Source organism: Neobacillus sp. SuZ13 (assembly GCF_030123365.1).
In the GTDB taxonomy this organism is placed as follows: Bacteria; Bacillota; Bacilli; order Bacillales; family Cytobacillaceae; genus Neobacillus.
The window spans coordinates 5,417,671-5,434,529 of the sequence record NZ_CP126107.1 but is presented as its reverse complement, the minus strand read 5'-3'; the positions used below and the strand labels follow the sequence as shown (position 1 = coordinate 5,434,529).

Annotated in this window: 17 protein-coding genes; 16 read left to right on the top strand and 1 reads right to left on the bottom strand. The window is 40.5% G+C overall.

Annotated features, from left to right (window positions below; all coding sequences use genetic code 11):
• Window positions 1-33: 33 nt before the first annotated feature.
• The 16 genes from QNH17_RS26780 (at window position 34) to QNH17_RS26705 (ending at window position 15,129) form a co-directional block, all read left to right on the top strand.
• Window positions 34-1,554, top strand: coding sequence for a M81 family metallopeptidase (locus QNH17_RS26780; protein WP_283876356.1), 1,521 nt, complete (start codon window positions 34-36; stop codon window positions 1,552-1,554).
• The gene (locus QNH17_RS26775; RefSeq protein ID WP_283876355.1) at window positions 1,542-2,021 is read left to right on the top strand and encodes a GNAT family N-acetyltransferase; all 480 of its coding nucleotides are present in this window, start codon (window positions 1,542-1,544) and stop codon (window positions 2,019-2,021) included. The genes QNH17_RS26780 and QNH17_RS26775 overlap by 13 nt, the downstream gene beginning before the upstream one ends.
• 252 nt (window positions 2,022-2,273) lie before the next feature.
• Entirely contained in the window at window positions 2,274-3,683 is a 1,410-nt protein-coding gene (gene kamA, locus QNH17_RS26770; RefSeq protein WP_283876354.1) for a lysine 2,3-aminomutase, read from the top strand.
• 2 nt (window positions 3,684-3,685) lie between these two features.
• A complete protein-coding gene (locus tag QNH17_RS26765) occupies window positions 3,686-3,964 on the top strand; it encodes a YokU family protein (protein ID WP_283876353.1) in 279 nt (92 codons plus the stop codon).
• Window positions 3,965-4,029: 65 nt separating this feature from the next.
• The gene (locus tag QNH17_RS26760; protein ID WP_283876350.1) at window positions 4,030-4,842 is read left to right on the top strand and encodes a transporter substrate-binding domain-containing protein; all 813 of its coding nucleotides are present in this window, start codon (window positions 4,030-4,032) and stop codon (window positions 4,840-4,842) included.
• An 11-nt stretch (window positions 4,843-4,853) separates the two neighbouring features.
• The gene (locus QNH17_RS26755) at window positions 4,854-5,510 is read left to right on the top strand and encodes an amino acid ABC transporter permease (RefSeq protein ID WP_283876348.1); all 657 of its coding nucleotides are present in this window, start codon (window positions 4,854-4,856) and stop codon (window positions 5,508-5,510) included.
• 32 nt (window positions 5,511-5,542) lie between these two features.
• A complete protein-coding gene (locus QNH17_RS26750) occupies window positions 5,543-6,286 on the top strand; it encodes an amino acid ABC transporter ATP-binding protein (RefSeq protein WP_283879608.1) in 744 nt (247 codons plus the stop codon).
• A gap of 42 nt (window positions 6,287-6,328) precedes the next feature.
• On the top strand, window positions 6,329-7,600 hold the full coding sequence (locus QNH17_RS26745) for an NAD(P)/FAD-dependent oxidoreductase (protein ID WP_283876346.1): 1,272 nt from the start codon (window positions 6,329-6,331) through the stop codon (window positions 7,598-7,600).
• The gene (locus tag QNH17_RS26740; RefSeq protein WP_283876345.1) at window positions 7,593-7,871 is read left to right on the top strand and encodes a (2Fe-2S)-binding protein; all 279 of its coding nucleotides are present in this window, start codon (window positions 7,593-7,595) and stop codon (window positions 7,869-7,871) included. The genes QNH17_RS26745 and QNH17_RS26740 overlap by 8 nt, the downstream gene beginning before the upstream one ends.
• Window positions 7,868-8,200, top strand: coding sequence for a (2Fe-2S)-binding protein (locus QNH17_RS26735; RefSeq protein ID WP_283876343.1), 333 nt, complete (start codon window positions 7,868-7,870; stop codon window positions 8,198-8,200). Before QNH17_RS26740 ends, QNH17_RS26735 begins: the two co-directional genes overlap by 4 nt.
• Window positions 8,190-9,452, top strand: coding sequence for an NAD(P)/FAD-dependent oxidoreductase (locus QNH17_RS26730; RefSeq protein WP_283876340.1), 1,263 nt, complete (start codon window positions 8,190-8,192; stop codon window positions 9,450-9,452). Before QNH17_RS26735 ends, QNH17_RS26730 begins: the two co-directional genes overlap by 11 nt.
• Window positions 9,427-10,950, top strand: coding sequence for an amino acid permease (locus QNH17_RS26725; protein WP_283876338.1), 1,524 nt, complete (start codon window positions 9,427-9,429; stop codon window positions 10,948-10,950). Before QNH17_RS26730 ends, QNH17_RS26725 begins: the two co-directional genes overlap by 26 nt.
• Window positions 10,951-11,295: 345 nt before the next feature.
• Window positions 11,296-12,165, top strand: coding sequence for a DUF1002 domain-containing protein (locus QNH17_RS26720; RefSeq protein WP_481858552.1), 870 nt, complete (start codon window positions 11,296-11,298; stop codon window positions 12,163-12,165).
• 71 nt (window positions 12,166-12,236) lie between these two features.
• Window positions 12,237-13,004: a SurA N-terminal domain-containing protein gene (locus QNH17_RS26715; protein WP_283876337.1), complete on the top strand. Its 768-nt coding sequence runs from the start codon at window positions 12,237-12,239 to the stop codon at window positions 13,002-13,004.
• Between the two features lie 359 nt (window positions 13,005-13,363).
• On the top strand, window positions 13,364-14,326 hold the full coding sequence (locus QNH17_RS26710) for a S8 family peptidase (RefSeq protein ID WP_283876336.1): 963 nt from the start codon (window positions 13,364-13,366) through the stop codon (window positions 14,324-14,326).
• A complete protein-coding gene (locus tag QNH17_RS26705) occupies window positions 14,326-15,129 on the top strand; it encodes an endonuclease I family protein (RefSeq protein ID WP_283876334.1) in 804 nt (267 codons plus the stop codon). The genes QNH17_RS26710 and QNH17_RS26705 overlap by 1 nt, the downstream gene beginning before the upstream one ends.
• An 89-nt stretch (window positions 15,130-15,218) precedes the next feature.
• Here QNH17_RS26705 and QNH17_RS26700 read toward each other — a convergent pair whose 3' ends face one another.
• Window positions 15,219-16,592 carry a sigma-54 interaction domain-containing protein gene (locus QNH17_RS26700; RefSeq protein ID WP_283876333.1) on the bottom strand — a complete coding sequence of 458 codons (1,374 nt, stop codon included), beginning with the start codon at window positions 16,590-16,592 and terminating at the stop codon, window positions 15,219-15,221.
• Between the last annotated feature and the right edge of the window lie 267 nt (window positions 16,593-16,859).

Below are 16,859 nucleotides of genomic sequence, written 5' to 3'. Positions count from 1 at the left end.
GAAAAGACAATATCTATTATAAGGTGGGAGAACATGAGAAAACATCGTATTGGTATTGCATTCTTTTACCATGAATCCCACAGTTTCAGCCCGATGAAAACTGAAATCGAACAGTTTCGAAATGAAGGCTACTTTATCGGCGATGAAATTTATGATGCCTATACAGGAACGAAAACAGAAGTGGGTGGGTTTCTGGATGTATTGAAACATGACGAGGACGTAGAAATCGTACCGCTGCTTTGTGCGGCAGCGATCCCATCGGGCGTAGTATCAACAGAAGCGTACTCCATCATTGAAAAACAAATGCTGGAGTCCATCCAGCAGGCGGGAAGGCTGGACGGATTATTGCTTGCTCTCCATGGTGCGATGGTCGTGGAGCACCTCTTTGATCCGGAAGAGCATTTACTAGGAAAAATTCGTGTGCTGATTGGACCGAATGTTCCAATTGCGACGACCCTGGACATGCACGCCAATTTAAGCGAAAAAATGATTGATTACACACCGCTTCATTTTGGATTTAAGACCTATCCGCATATTGATATGTACGAACAAGGCACCCATGCGGCAATCGCTTTGTTAAATCAATTAAAGGAAGGTGTGACTTACTACGCTTCTTTTGAAAAATTGCCGATGATGCCTCCCTCTATCAATATGAGAACGGCAGAAGGGCCGATGCACAAAATGATAGAGTGGGCGAAACAAGCCGAAGAGGAAGCAGGAATTTATAATGTGTCCGTATTTGGAGGATTTCCTTACTCGGATATTCCCGTGGTCGGTGCAAGTGTTCTTGTTGTTTCGCTTGATCCACAAAAAGGAAAAGAGACCGCCCAAAAGATGGCCTCCTTGTTCTGGAGCGTAAGAGAAGAATTTATCATGGATTTGCCCGGTGTAAGAGAAGGGCTCGCTTTGGCGATGTCGATTGAAGACGACAAACCGGTCGTGCTGGCGGACATCTCGGATAATCCTCTAAGCTGCGGAAGCGGGGATACAACAGAGCTGCTTCGGGAGATGGTGAAGATGAACATTCCCGACACGCTGTTTGGAGGACTTTACGATCCAGAATCCATTGAGGCTTGCCTTAACGCAGGAGTCGGAAACAAGATATCGCTGTCCCTCGGTGGGAAAGTATCACCAGAATTTGGGGAGCCCGTTCAGGTTGAAGCAACAGTCGTGGCCTTATCAGACGGTGTATTTCACAATTCTGGGCCATTCAATCAGCATTTAAGAGTTGATTTAAAGGGGGCGGCTCACATTCGCGTTGGCAAGATGGATATCCTCCTTATTGGAAGACCAATGTCAGCGAATGATCCGGAAATGTTTCGTCATATTGGTCTTGAGCCAGCCACAAAAAGAATTCTTGGGCTAAAGGCTAAAAATCATTTCCGGGCAGCGTTTGAGCCGATTGTTGGCCGGATCATTTATGTGGATGCACCTGGTGTAGCATCCAATCGTTTAACAACTTTTACGTATCATTACATTCCTAAGCCAATTTGGCCGCTCGATGATATCCAATATGAAGTAAAACGGAGGGGGACAGAAAAATGGACACATTAAACCAAACCTATTATGTCGAAGTACCAGCTTCATTGAATCCAGAACAGCTAAATATGATGATGGAGCTTGAGCGAGATGCGTTTCCAGGATTAGGAGCCATAGATGAACAAGCCCTTGTCCCACTTACACGCTACGGGAAACTCATTCAATACCGGCAGCAGGATGATCCAAGGCCGATTGCGATTTGCGAAGTGATGAGAGCTTACAATGATATTCATAAAGCCTACATTTTTGGGTTTTATGTCCGCTCCGACCAGCAAGGAAAAGGAATCGGAAAATTATTCCTTCAGGATATTTATCCGATTTTGAAGCAAGATGGATTTCAAAAAGTATGCTTAACGGTCAATGTTGAGAATAAGTCAGCTGTTAAGCTATATGAAAAAATGGGATTTGCTATAAAAGAGACCAGATTCGATGAATTTGGTGAAGGGGAAAATCGCTATTATATGGAATACGCCATTTCTTAATGGCTGTGTTAAAGAATAATGTTGATTTTGGCACTCTGTTGATTGGAGTGGAAGGCACGAAGACTCCTGCGGGAGTACGGGGCAGGGGAGACCCCGCAGGAGCAAAGCGACGAGGAGGCTCCCCGGCACGCCCGCGGAAAGCGCAGTGCCTGGAACGGAAATCAACAGACAAGTTTAACACAGCCTTCTTAATAAACAGAGTATTCATTAAAGATGTCATAAAAAATCAACCAATTTAGGGGGAGTTTAATCATGAGAAACACTTTATTCAAACCGAAAAGACATTGGAAAGAAATCGAGCTTTGGAAGGATGTAACGGATGAGCAATGGAACGATTGGGTTTGGCAGCTGACGAATACAATCAAAAATTTAGAAGACTTAAAGAAAGTAGTCAACTTAACACCAGAAGAAGAGGAAGGGGTTTTAATCTCAACAAAAACAATCCCTTTAAACATCACGCCATATTATGCATCGCTTATGGATCCTGATGATTCAAGATGTCCGGTGCGAATGCAATCTGTTCCGATTTCTGCGGAATTGCATAAAACCAGATATGACTTAGAAGATCCCCTTCACGAAGATGAAGATTCACCAGTACCTGGGTTAACCCATCGTTATCCGGACCGAGTGTTGTTCTTAGTTACAAACCAGTGCTCCATGTACTGCCGTTACTGTACAAGAAGACGCTTCTCCGGACAAATCGGAATGGGCGTACCAAAGAAACAGTTAGACACCGCGATTAATTATATCGCATCGAACCCACAGATCCGAGATGTGTTAATTTCCGGAGGAGACGGGCTCCTTATTAATGACAATATTTTAGAATATATTTTAAAAAGTTTACGTGAGATTCCGCATGTAGAAATTATTCGTATCGGTACAAGAGCACCTGTCGTATTCCCGCAGCGTATTACCGAAAATCTTTGTAATATCTTGAAAAAGTATCATCCAGTTTGGTTGAATACACATTTCAATACATCTATTGAAATTACAGAAGAATCGAAGCGTGCATGTGAAATGCTTGCAAATGTTGGTGTACCTGTTGGTAACCAGGCGGTTATTTTAGCAGGCATTAACGACAGTGTACCGATCATGAAACAGCTTATGCATGACCTTGTTAAAATTCGCGTTCGTCCATATTATATTTATCAATGTGATTTATCAGAAGGGATTGGCCATTTCCGTGCACCAATCAGCAAAGGATTGGAAATTATGGAAGGACTTCGCGGTCATACATCGGGTTATGCCGTTCCGACATTTATTGTTGATGCCCCGGGTGGAGGAGGCAAAATTCCATTGCAGCCGAACTATATCATTTCTCAAAGTGCTAATAAAGTTGTATTACGTAACTTTGAAGGTGTCATTACCTCTTATCCAGAACCAACAAATTATCAGTCAGGCAGTGCAGAGGATTACTACAAAAAGGTATATCCTGAAGTGTTCGAAAAGTTTGAAAGTAATGGAGTCCTATCGATTATTGATGATACGAAATTTAACCTTACACCTGAAGGATTAAAACGATTAGACCGCCGCAAAACGTATAACGAAAACAATGAGCATAGTTCATTAAAAGATAAACGTGAAAAACGTGACGAGTTAAAAGAGAAAAAATTCCAATCACAAATGAAGAAATATGAAACAGTGGGAGCAGGGGAGGAATAATTTTGATTTGTCAATGGTGCGAATCTGACACAGCACGTGAAACGAGCAGCAAAGTGTATTGGGAACTTCCAGATGGAACAAAAGTAATCGAGATTCAGGACACGCCGACCATTCATTGCTTGGAATGTGGAATGACCTATCAAACGGATCAAACGGTGAAAGAAATTGAGGATCAGCTATTTTTAATAGATTGCTCAAAGCTTGAAAGAAGTATGACGTATGAAACACTTATGACAGCTCCACGCTTATTGAAGCGAAACTACTTTGATTTTTCGAAATAATTAGCAAGCCATCTCCCGTTTTTCAATCGTAAGCGGGAGATGAACTTTATTTAGGAGGGGCTAATATGAAGAAACCTATGTTACTCGTAATGACGTTATGTTTCATTTTTATGCTAGCTGCATGCGGCAGTAGTGAGAAAACCACTAGCACTGGCGGAAAGGCTACTAATCAAGATTCCGGATCCCTGGCAGCTATTAAGAAAAAAGGCGTGATGGATATTGGAATCGAGGGTGCGTATCCTCCATTTAACTATTTTGATAAGAGTAATAAGTTAATAGGATTTGATGTCGATATTGCCAATGAAATTACAAAAAGAATGGGAGTTAAGCCTAATTATATAGCGACTCCTTGGGACACGATTATCGGGGGATTACAATCAAAGAAATACGACATTATTATTTCGAGTATGGCAATCACAGAAGAACGGAAACAAAAAGTAGACTTCACGGATCCATACTATCATACCGGTGCCCAATTATTTGTAAATGAGGATTATTCAGAAATTAAAGATCCTAAAAAAGATATTAACGGTAAAAAAATCGGTGTAGCCATTGGTACGACATTTGAAAAGAAAGCCACTGAGCTTGGGGCAACGATTGTGAATTATAAAAGCGATCTTTTAACCTTCCAAGATTTGGCGAATAAACGTGTGGTAGGAGTTATTACAGATAAAGCTGTTGGTTCTAGAATGATTAAAGAAAAAGGATTTAAGGTTAAAGCTGTTGGAGACATGCTTTACAGGGATGCCGCTGGGATCACATTAAACAAGCATGAAGAAGCATTAAAAGCTGAAATCAATAAACATCTTAAGGATATGATGGAAGATGGAACATACGAAGAAATTAGTAAGAAATGGTTCGGTGAAGATATTCGCTAAGGAGAGATAGGATGCTTAATTTTAGTTTAGTTGGCGAGTTTATCCCGTTCTTGGTAAAGGCGGCAATTGTAACGATTCAACTGTCGTTAGTATCCATAATCATAGGCATGATTTTTGGTCTTCTTATTGCATTAATGAGGATTTCTAAAATAAAAATCTTGTCCTATGTTGCTCAATTCTATATTTGGATCATTCGTGGGACGCCCATGCTCGTTCAATTGTTTCTCGTTTATTTCGGATTACCGCAAATAGGAATTGAGCTAACCCCATTTATTTCTTCTGTCATTGCATTAGGGTTGAATGCGGCTGCCTACATTGCAGAAATATACCGTGGCGGCATTATGTCCGTTCCAATTGGACAAATGGAGGCTGCAGAATCATTAGGGATGAGATACCCTACCATTATGAAAAAAATCATCCTGCCACAGGCTCTTCGAGTCAGTGTACCTTCCCTTGGAAACCAAGCTGTCATGATGCTGAAGGATTCATCGTTGGCTTCACTTGTAACTGTATCCGAATTAATGATGGTGTCGCAGCGATTTGCGGCTACGAATTACGCGTTTATTGAATTTTATATTGTCGCGGCTGGTTTCTATCTAGTGATGACAACCATTTTTACGTTTATTTTGAACAAGATTGAACAACGAATGTCCATAAGTGAACGCTAGGAGGAAATGAAGTGGAAGCTAGGAAGATAGAAATGGCGAGCCCATTATCTCCCATTATTCATATTGAAAATCTCCATAAGAGCTTTGATCAATTAGAGGTATTAAAAGGGATTGACCTTCAAATCTATAAAGGTGAGGTCGTTGCATTAATTGGTGCAAGCGGTTCTGGGAAAAGTACCTTACTCCGCTGTATCAATCGACTCGAAACGGCAACTAGCGGAAATGTCATCGTCGACAATATCAAATTGGACAATTCTATAAAAAACATTAGTAAAGTTCGTCAAGAAGTGGGGATGGTGTTTCAGCAATTTAATTTATTTCCACATATGACCGTATTAGAAAATGTAACGGTTAGTCCCATTCAAGTATTGAATAAGAATAAAGCTGAAGCAGAGATGGAAGCGATCAAGCTTTTGGAAAAAGTAGGCTTGAAGGAGAAAAAGGATGTATATCCAAAAAAGCTATCAGGAGGGCAGCAGCAACGTGTCGCCATTGCAAGAGCACTAGCGATGAATCCGAAGATTATGCTTTTTGATGAGCCTACATCCGCATTAGACCCGGAATTGGTTGGGGAAGTCTTGCAAGTAATGAAGCAATTAGCATTTGAGGGCATGACCATGGTAGTCGTTACTCATGAAATGGGCTTTGCGAAAGAGGTGGCTGACAGGGTCATCTTTATGGCCGACGGAGTTATCGAGGAACAAGGTGACCCCAAGGAAGTCTTGATCCAACCGAAGAGTGAGAGACTCATATCATTTTTACGTTTGGTCAGGTAAAAATTGAGTTCTCCATAAATATCTCAAAGGATGTAAACCAATATGAAGGAAGAAATGGATCGTCTTAGTTTATTAAATCTTCACATAGACAAGGAGACTAGTAAATTAGCTATTCAAGCTCGGGACACATATGATCAATTAAAAGATTTTCTTTCAGATCATCCCCATTTAAACCAGAAAAATAGGCATATCACCATTATTGGAGGTGGAATTGTTGGTCTAATGTCCGCCTTTTTTTTGCAAAAAAGTGGATTTACGATCACTATTTTAGAAAAAAAGTCATTTGGTGCAGCAGCTTCTGGAAGAAATGGAGGCGGAGTGCTGTCTTTAGGCAGGGAGTTATCCGAACTTCCTTTCGCCAGGTTGGCCACTGAGATTTGGAGCTCGCTTCAACAAAAAAAGATTGACACGAAATATGTTTCATCTGGTCATGTAATGGTCGCGAGAAATGAAGTAGAACAAGAAAAACTCTTGGCGGCACATGAAATATACACTACAGCGGGGTTAAAAGTTAAGGTTCTTTCTCCAGATGAGTTGAAAGGCATGGTTCCGGATCTAACATCCGAAACAAAAATGGGTTTGTTTAGCAAATCCGATGGGCAAAGCTATCCTTTTACAACGATGACTAGTTTACTAAAGTATTTAAAAGAACATGGAGCTACTGTAATCAATCATTGTGAGGTCCTTGACTTTCAGACTAGTAATCGAACCATAGAGTATGTCATTACGGAAAAAGGAAAGTTTCAATCGGATGCCTTTCTGCTTTGTTGTGGGCCTTGGACAACGGAAGTATGTAAAAAGTTAAACGAACAAGTCATCGTCATTCCAAGACGTTCTCAAATTCTAGTCTCCGAGATTGTTAATAAAAGGAGGATTCACCCATTTGTTACAGGGAATTCTTTATATTTACGGCAAACTCATGCTGGCAATATTTTATTTGGCGGGGGAGGCTCTTGGGAAACGAATGGGTTCGATGTTTCGAATACGAACTATGCATTGGAGTTTCTTTCAAGCAGATTACTAGAACTTTTCCCTGCCTACAGCCATAAACAATTGATTCGGGCGTTTGCTGGGACAGTCGAACTGACGGAGGATCATCTTCCGTATTTTGGGAAATTAAACACATTCGACAATGCCTTTATCTCTGGAGGTTATAACGGTCATGGATATGGTATGTCTGCCGTCATGGGCAACCTCATGGCATATAGCTTAACGTATCAACTTAATGGAAGAGTAAATCCAATTCACGACCCCATTCTTTCTCGTTTTTCAGTAGCCCGGTCGAAAAAGAAGGCAGGAAAACTTAATGTGTAACCATTCTTTCATCATCTGTCGTTGTGAAGAAGTTTCAATAGAAGATATTCAAGATGCCATCGCTGCCGGACCCTCAAATAGTCAGGAAGTGAAAATGTCCACCCGTGCGGGGATGGGAATATGCCAGGGCAGGTTATGCAGACCATTATTGAAGGCATTGCTGCCAGACAATCATAAGGAAAGTGTTCATAGCCCAAGTCAACTAACCTTTCATCAGCCAGTTCGTCCTGTTTCCTTAGCCAAAATAGTGAAAAAGGAGAATTCGATATGAGGATTCAGCATCCTATCCTTCCCTCCCGCTCGACAAAAACCATCTCGTTTTCTTTTAATCATAAATTGTATCAAGCTAGAGAGGGAGAAACAATAGCTATTGCTCTATGGGCGAATGGAGTTAAGACGTTAAGAAATAGTGAAAAGAATCATGAACCTAGAGGCATGTATTGTGGAATCGGCCAGTGCTATGAATGTAGAATCTATCATCCGAAAATAGGGTTACTCAAAGCCTGTACGACGCGCGTTACAGACGGGGATCACTATTTTTCTAAAGAATCGTTTAATGAAATGGACTTAGCAAGAAAGGGGGGAGGAAATGAAGGTTGATGTGGTAGTTGTAGGCGGAGGTCCTGCTGGTTTATCTGCGGCCATTGAGATTGGATCAAGAGGCGGTAATGTCGTGGTTATCGATGATCATCCAACACCTGGAGGAAAATTACTAGGTCAGCTGCATCAAGAGGGGAACCATTCTAACTGGTGGAAGGGATTTGAATTGGCGCAAGAGTTAAAACAAAAGGCCCTAGCTGCCAACGTTTGCATTCTATCTGAGAAGCAGGTTTGGGGCATGGAACCAGGATGGAAGGTGCACATTTCTGATCTGGTCCAGAATGATACAGGAATGGAAATTCAAGCAGATTGTGTATTACTAGCTACTGGGGCGGTTGAAAAGCCAATGCCTATCCCTGGTTGGACATTGCCAGGTGTGCTAGCTATTGGTGCAGCCCAAGTTATGACGAATGTATATCAGGTATTGCCTGGAAAAAAAGTAATTGTTGCTGGGATTGATATTTTATCACTATCGATTGCACGTTCTATGAAGCTAGCAGGGGCGGATGTAGAAGGAATTTACATGCTTCCGCATAGCCCATTCTCCAATTATGCTTCCCCGCTTTTACATCTAGAAACTTTAAACGAGATGACAGATTTTGCTTCTTCTAAAATGATTAGACTTACGGGTAAGTTATTAAAATCTAAAACAGGGCGAAAGCTTGCTGCCCAATTTTACCCTCCTATGGGAATAAAGATGTGGGGCATTCCGATTCACTTAAGGCGCACCATCCTTTCGATCAATGGGACACATGAGGTTGAAAGTGTGACCATTACTAAGATTGACGTTAATGGTAACCCAATTGGAGAACAAAAGGTTATCCAAGCAGATACAGTCTGTATTTCAGGAGGTCTTAGCCCTTTATATGAGCTAGCTGCTACGGCTGGGTGTAAGTTTGTTACGTTGGAAGGATTATCAGGAACGGTACCATTACATAATAAAGAGCTCGAAACAACAGTTCCTAATCTCTTCGTTGCTGGCAATATTACCGGAATAGAAGGGGCAAAAGTAGCTATGGCACAGGGAGCATTAGCAGGTAAATCTATTTGTAATAAATTGAGGATTGGCAACCTTAAAATAGCAGATATGGAGGAAGCGCTCTCTTTTGTGGAACATAGTAGAAAATTATCCGATATTCAATTCCATCCCAAAGTTTCAGAAGCAAGAGAGCACCTGGATGATCTATGGAAAACATTAATTAAAGACGTGAGTCGGGAGGACAAGAATGGGAGCAATCAAAAGCTATACTAATGACCGAAATAATCAGAAATATCAGAATGGCAGAGAAAGTAAAGGGCATATTCAACGCAAACTAAAGGCACGTCACATGACGATGATTGCTATTGGAGGATCAATCGGGACAGGGTTATTTTTAGCGACAGGGGCGTCCATTCAAACAGCTGGACCTGGTGGAGCGTTAATCGCTTATGGAGCCATCGGCATCATGGTCTACTTTTTGATGACAAGTCTTGGAGAAATGGCTACCTTAATGCCGATTTCGGGATCGTTTTCAACCTATGGCAGCCGTTTTGTCGATCCGGCCTTTGGTTTTGCACTTGGTTGGAATTATTGGTTCAACTGGGCGGTTACCCTGGCGGTTGAAATCGCTGCATCAGCAATTATTATGAAGTTCTGGTTTCCGGATGTACCGAGCATCGTGTGGAGTGCACTGTTTTTAGGACTAATCTTTTTATTGAATGCATTGTCGGTTAAAAGTTACGGAGAATCAGAGTATTGGTTCTCCTTAATAAAAGTAGTGACAGTCATTGTTTTCATTGGAGTCGGTTTGCTCACCATTTTCGGTATTCTGGGTGGACAGTTTATCGGGTTTAAAAACTTTACTTTAGGAGATGCTCCGGTTCATGGCGGCCTTATGTCCATTTTAAGTATTTTTTTCATTGCAGGTTTTTCCTTTCAAGGAACGGAACTCGTGGGGATCGCTGCAGGAGAAAGTGAAGAGCCGGAGAAAAACGTACCAAAGGCGATTCGACAAGTATTTTGGCGGATTCTTCTATTCTATATCGTTGCCATTGCTGTCATTGGTCTTATCATTCCTTATACAAGTCCAAACCTGTTAGGCAGGGATGTCGACAGCATCGCTGTCAGCCCTTTTACCCTTGTATTTAATAAAGTGGGCATTGCATTTGCGGCATCTGTGATGAATGCAGTTATTTTGACATCGGTCTTATCGGCAGGAAGTTCCGGTTTATATGCATCGACACGCATGCTTTGGTCCATGGCAAAGGATGGTCAGGCACCTAAGTTTTTACAAAATATAAATGATCGCGGGATTCCGATGAATGCCCTAGTCATGACGACGATTATCGGAGGTTTGGCCTTTTTAACTTCCATATTTGGAGATCAAGTGTATACATGGTTATTAAATGCGTCAGGCTTAACTGGATTTATTGCATGGGTTGGAATTGCAGTCAGCCACTACCGTTTTAGAAAAGCATATATGGCCCAGGGCAGGGACTTGAACGATTTGAAATTTAAAGCGAAATGGTTCCCGTTCGGTCCAATTCTCGCTTTTGCAATGTGTGTCTTTGTGATTTTTGGCCAAAATTATCAAGCTTTTATAACTAGTGAGATTGATTGGTATGGAGTAGCCGTGTCTTATATTGGTTTACCGATCTTTTTGGCATTATGGCTCGGGTATAAACTCGTTCATAAAACGAAGGTCGTTCCACTAAAGGAATGTTCTTTTGAAGAGAGGCCCATATCTAATTTCGATCAGACAATTGATTAACATTAATACTGCTAACAAAAAGGCTTCGCACTTAGTGAAGCCTTTTTGGCATGCTTAAAGTTCTTTTAATGATTACTTAAGAGATGGATAACGGAATTCTGTTCAACTGGAATTTGGATTTTTGAGGTTTACTGTAATGGTTTGTAACATTTTTATCCCTCATGTAAGAATCTTAATATAATTAGCAAGAATGTTACCCATTCTTTAAATGTAATCCCAAACCTCTATGTTAAGATGAGGCAAAGCCACCTTTTCAGAAAGTATTTTTTTGGATATTAAATATAAGTGGCAAAACATTACCCATTCTTATATGGAATGGTTGAATGGATAAAAGGAGGTTTTTTTTTGAAACGAAAATTTCAAGCAATGTTTCTTGCGATGACGATGCTTTTCTCTGTTCCATCTGTCAGCTTTGCAGACGTAGCAGAAGGAGATGTCATTGTTACATTAGGAGAAGACCTAACCAAACAGCAAAAAAATGAAATGCTAGCAGAGTTAGCAGTATCGGAAAACGCACAAATTATTACCGTATCCAATAAAGAAGAGCATGATTATTTAGGGGAGTCTATACCTAAGGCACAAATTGGTTCCATTGCTATTTCATCAGCGAGCATCACAACTGGTGCCAAAGATTCCGGGTTAAATGTTCAAACGAATAATATTACATGGGTTACGGATGAAATGTATAGAAATGCCCTGACTACAGCGGGTGTAAAGGATGCAACGATTAAAATTGCCGCTCCGTTTTCTGTTACAGGTACAGCAGCTTTGACAGGAATTATGAAAGCTTATGAAACGACAACTAATGAAGAAATTCCTGAAGAAATCAAAAAAGCGGCGAATGAAGAAATGGTAAAAACTGCACAGTTAGGTGATTCCATTGGAGCGGACAATGCTGCTGCTCTTATGGGAAAAGTTAAGGATGAAATCGCCAAGAATGAACCGAAAACAGAAGCTGACTTGCGTACATTAATTGAACAAGTTGCCACGGAGCAGGGGATTACTTTAACAGATGCAGAGTTAGATATGTTAGTAGACTTCTTCAACAAACTGAACGCTATGGATATTGACTGGAACCAAGTAAAAGAACAATTAAGGGTTACGACAGAAAAAGTCTCGGCATTTTTGGAATCTGATGAGGGACAGTCATTTTTACATAAGTTGCAAGATTTCTTAAATCGCTTACTTGATGAGATTGACGTCCTCTTTGCTTAATGAAAAAGGTTGATATTGCAAACTAATAAAATAAAATTTTTTGATTTAGGAAAAACGAAAGGAGAAGGATCATGAAGAAAATTATATTTCCTCTTATTGCAGGAATCATGGCTATTACTTTAACAGCTTGTGGTTCAAATGATAAAGGTGCACAATCCAATAATAGTAAGGAGCAAACTAAAACTGCTCAAACCGAGCAACAAGATCAAGAGAAACAGATGAAAGAATTGCAGAAGAAGCTGGATAAGCAAAAAATAGACGACATGAAAACCGTTGCTATCATCAATGATGAAAAGGTTTTAGGTAGTGACTATAATATGGTGTTATCTTCTCTACAAATGCAAATGCAACAAATTGGACAAGATCCTACTTCTGAAGAAGCAGCCAAACAAGTGAAAGAACAAACTATCGATAGCTTAGTTGGACAAACGTTGATTCTTCAAGAAGCAGATAAAAAAGGGTACCAAGCATCAGATGACGAAGTTGAAAAACAATTAGCCAAAATGAAAGAATCGTATAAAGGTGATAACAAATTTGAAGATGCTATGAAACTAGCTGGTTTGGATATGACGACCCTAAAATCTAAAACTGCTGAGAATATCCAATACATGAAGTACATGGCGAAAGAAATACCAGTAAAAGAAGTAACGGATGAAGAAATTCAAGCCTATTATGATCAATCTGCCAAGCAAGGAGATGCCGGAGGTCAGAAACTTCCTAAGCTTGAAGAAGTAAAATCGCAAATTAAGCAACAACTTGAACAACAACAACAACAAAAACAGCTCACTAAACTAGTAGAAGAACTTAAGAAAAATGCTAAAGTTGACATTAAAATCTAAGAACCTCCACCTTCCTCATCCTACAATGATTGTGCAGCGGCTTTTTTATTTGCAATTCATTTAAGCTGTTCATTTTTCATCTGATTCATTTCTGGTTCGTTCAGTCGGAATTTATGTGAAATCGACGGGAATAAATATATATCTATAGCAAAAAACGACTCTCTATTTTATCCTTGAGAGTCGTTTTTAAATAAATTTACATATATTCGATACAGATAACTGTGCTTTTAGAGAACGAGAATAGGAACGTTAGTTCGAAAAAATGCAACTAAAGTAACTGTTTTAATAGATTCTGAATTGTTAAACTATTGATAACTCCCAAGAATATACAGAAAATAATTCTGTCAGGAGGGATACGAATGGAGAGAAGATTACAATTAATTCCGTATCAAGTGAATCAAAAGGTCGAAGTAGTGTCTGAGGTGCCAAAAGGGATTGAGCTTATTGCAGCTCCAAAAATCTGGGAGAAATCGAAAGGTAAGGGAATCACGGTTGCGATCTTGGACACAGGCTGCGATGTCACCCATCCTGATTTGAGTGAGCAAATAATCGGCGGACGGAATTTCACGGATGATGATAATGGAAATCCTGATGTATACACAGACTATAATGGCCATGGAACCCATGTGGCTGGCACCATTGCTGCCGTCCAAAATGGTACAGGAGTCATTGGTGTTGCCCCTGAAGCAAGTTTATTGATATTAAAAGTGCTTAATAAAAATGGATCAGGGCAATACGACTGGATCATAAATGGAATTAACTATGCCGTTGAACAAAAGGCGGATATCATTTCGATGAGCCTCGGCGGTTCTGAGGATGTACCTGAGTTGCATCAAGCGATTCAAAACGCAATCGCTAAGCAAATTCTTGTCGTTTGTGCTGCTGGTAATGAGGGAGATGGACAGGATTCTTCAGATGAATTCGCCTATCCTGGCAGCTACAATGAAGTCATCAGTGTCGGAGCCATTAATCTGCAACGCCGTTCTTCTGAATTTTCAAATTCGAATAATGAAGTCGACTTAGTAGGTCCTGGTGAAGAAATCCTATCCACGTATTTAAACGGTAGTTATGCAATCTTGAGCGGAACTTCGATGGCCACACCGCATATATCCGGTGCACTTGCCCTAATAAAAGATATGGTCAACAAAAAATTTGAGCGAAATCTAACCGAATTTGAGTTGTATGCCCAATTAATCAAGAGAACGGTTCCTCTAGGAAACTCGCCAAAACTCGAAGGCAACGGTTTGCTGTACTTAACTGCAGAGGACTACTTATCGGATGTGTTCAGCAAAAAATTATCTGCTCAAGCGTTGAAAATATAATGGAAAAGCTAGATTTGTTTTACAGTGAATGGGAAACAGCCAAGTCAGACTTTTTATATTATAAAGAAAGACCCTATTATGATGAAAAGAAAGATAAGGAAGTTAGGAATCAATTCTATCAGAGCATTTCATTCACGGATGCTAATCTGTCAGACAGCCTTCATGCATTGCTTGAAAAAACACATACAAATCGGGTAAACTACAGCCCGCACCGTTATGTGTACCCTTGGGTTGATTTGCAGGAAAACGGTTCATTAAAAAGCCTATATTCTGGAAAAGGGATGGATCCACTTTCTGTCATAGAGGAGGACCTTCGGCTCAATGAAATGCAAGCAAAAGGGTTAATCGGCAGCTTTTCGGAAAATCTATTAAACTGTGAACATGTAGTTCCTCAATCATGGTTCGATAAAAAAGAACCGATGAGAGGAGACTTGCATCATCTATTTGCCTGCGAACCCACCTGCAATAGCAGTCGCAGCAACCATCCTTACTATGATTTCCATGATTATGTCCCTGAAGGATGGATTCTAGGAATCAAAGATGGGTGCGGCAAGGCGGAAGAAAGTAAATTTGAACCAGAATATGGCAAAGGAATCGTTGCCAGAGCAACACTTTATTTCCTAATTCGCTATCCAAACACAATAAAAGAAGAACTAGTGAATGTCTCTTTATTGCTAAAATGGCATCAAACCTTTCCGGTCTCGATCTATGAAAAGCATCGCAACCTAGCAATCCATGAACTTCAAGGCAATCGGAACCCATTTATTGATTTTCCAGAGATGGCAGAGAGTATTGTAATATAAAAATAAAGTGATTGATTGGAAACTCATTTGCAATTTTGAATTGCAAATGAGTTTTAATTTGCTTATTTCGATTCTTCAATCCAAGACGTTCAGTTATTCATTAAATCCTCGCAGTACTCCCGGATTAATTTCGATGCTTTCGTCTGGCTTATATCAAGGTCTTTTGCGACTTTCCTGGACGATTTGTGAGTTTGGTAAGCTCTTCTGATTAAGTACCGCTTCGTTTCGTCAATCGCTTTATCGAGTGAAGTGGGGAGAGCGAGCTGTGTGACTTGTTCAACGTTGTCAGTGATCATATCCGGCAAGTCGGCTACCTGGATGATTGAGTCGCTAATGACGACTAACCGTTCAATCAAGTTTTCAAGCTGGCGTACATTTCCCGGCCACGAATAATGGATTAATAGATTCAAGCATTCTTCGGAGATGACTTTGTTGTCCTGGTATTTTTTATTGAATTGGTGCAAAAAGTTGTACGTAAGCGGAATGATATCCTCTTTACGCTCACGCAGCGGCGGCAGGTGGATGTCGATCACATTCAGCCGGTAAAATAAATCTTCCCGGAATCTTTTGTCATTGACCATTTCAATTAGGTCCCGGTTTGTTGCGGCGATGATACGGATATCGACTTTTTTCATTTCGCTGCTGCCGATGGGAATGAACTGTTTATCCTGGATGACTTGTAAAAGTTTTGCCTGCAGGGCGAGTGGCATTTCCCCGATTTCATCAAGAAAAACTGTACCGCCGTTTGCAGCTTCGATCAACCCCGGTTTTCCGGTTTTATTTGCGCCAGTAAATGCCCCTTTTGAATAGCCGAATAGTTCCGATTCGAGCAGCTCTTCCGGAATGGCCGCACAGTTAATCGTCAGGAACGAGCCGCTTTTCCGTTTGCTGATCCGGTGGATGTACTGGGCGAGTACCCCTTTTCCTGTTCCTGATTCTCCCTGGATTAAAATCGTGGAATCTGTTGGCGCCACTTTTTCGCAAAAAGCCAGGATTCGATTGATCTTGCTGCTATTCGTAATGAACTGGCCTGTTTCTTCTTCCTCTTGAGTGGTTTTTGCCTCACTGCTCGTTCCAATTGCTTTGCTCATTTTATATGTCTGTAATTCGGTCGATGTGATGACGACTAGCTCGATTTCACCCTCGTCATTTAAGATTGGAATCGCCGATGTCATCAGTTCAGCCCCGATATATGTCTGCTGCCTCATGTAGCAAGGCTTTTTTCTTTTATATACTTCCGGCACAATGGATGGTTTCCAGTAGCCTTTTTCAAATAATTCGACATTGTATTTGCCGATGACATCACTCGGCTTCAGCCCATAATGGCGCTCACAGACCTGGTTCACATAAAGAATCCGCTTTTCGCCGTCGAGGACGAAAATTTCATCTTTGGAATGATCGAGAATTTTTAAAAGAGTTTGCAGCGTCATCTCAATATTGCCTGTTGCATCAGGACTTTTCATAGAATGATCCTCTCTTTTCTAAAGGTGATGAGTTAATTTTGACAAAAACGCTTTCATATTGAGTTAATTATAACTCAATATGAAAGCATTTTTTATAAAAATCAAAATTTTTTGTGTGTTTACACTGTTTTGAAAAGTTGGCACACTAATTGCATATATAAAATTGTCAGATAGCAAGGTGAGTATGTTGTTAATGTTATTAATTGTTTTACTATTTTAAGCATTCAATGAGAGTCTTTGCCAGCAAGTACTCACTAATCAATTATT

Excerpts from the sequence above, each read along its gene's own strand:
- QNH17_RS26700 (WP_283876333.1), bottom strand. The coding sequence starts at position 16,592 with ATGAAAAGTCCTGATGCAACAGGCAATATTGAGATGACGCTGCAAACT.
- QNH17_RS26755 (WP_283876348.1), top strand. The coding sequence starts at position 4,854 with ATGCTTAATTTTAGTTTAGTTGGCGAGTTTATCCCGTTCTTGGTAAAG.
- QNH17_RS26775 (WP_283876355.1), top strand. The coding sequence starts at position 1,542 with ATGGACACATTAAACCAAACCTATTATGTCGAAGTACCAGCTTCATTG.
- QNH17_RS26730 (WP_283876340.1), top strand. The coding sequence starts at position 8,190 with ATGAAGGTTGATGTGGTAGTTGTAGGCGGAGGTCCTGCTGGTTTATCT.
- QNH17_RS26725 (WP_283876338.1), top strand. The coding sequence starts at position 9,427 with ATGGGAGCAATCAAAAGCTATACTAATGACCGAAATAATCAGAAATAT.
- kamA (WP_283876354.1), top strand. The coding sequence starts at position 2,274 with ATGAGAAACACTTTATTCAAACCGAAAAGACATTGGAAAGAAATCGAG.
- QNH17_RS26760 (WP_283876350.1), top strand. The coding sequence starts at position 4,030 with ATGAAGAAACCTATGTTACTCGTAATGACGTTATGTTTCATTTTTATG.
- QNH17_RS26715 (WP_283876337.1), top strand. The coding sequence starts at position 12,237 with ATGAAGAAAATTATATTTCCTCTTATTGCAGGAATCATGGCTATTACT.
- QNH17_RS26740 (WP_283876345.1), top strand. The coding sequence starts at position 7,593 with ATGTGTAACCATTCTTTCATCATCTGTCGTTGTGAAGAAGTTTCAATA.
- QNH17_RS26735 (WP_283876343.1), top strand. The coding sequence starts at position 7,868 with ATGAGGATTCAGCATCCTATCCTTCCCTCCCGCTCGACAAAAACCATC.
- QNH17_RS26710 (WP_283876336.1), top strand. The coding sequence starts at position 13,364 with ATGGAGAGAAGATTACAATTAATTCCGTATCAAGTGAATCAAAAGGTC.
- QNH17_RS26705 (WP_283876334.1), top strand. The coding sequence starts at position 14,326 with ATGGAAAAGCTAGATTTGTTTTACAGTGAATGGGAAACAGCCAAGTCA.
- QNH17_RS26745 (WP_283876346.1), top strand. The coding sequence starts at position 6,329 with ATGAAGGAAGAAATGGATCGTCTTAGTTTATTAAATCTTCACATAGAC.
- QNH17_RS26750 (WP_283879608.1), top strand. The coding sequence starts at position 5,543 with ATGGCGAGCCCATTATCTCCCATTATTCATATTGAAAATCTCCATAAG.
- QNH17_RS26780 (WP_283876356.1), top strand. The coding sequence starts at position 34 with ATGAGAAAACATCGTATTGGTATTGCATTCTTTTACCATGAATCCCAC.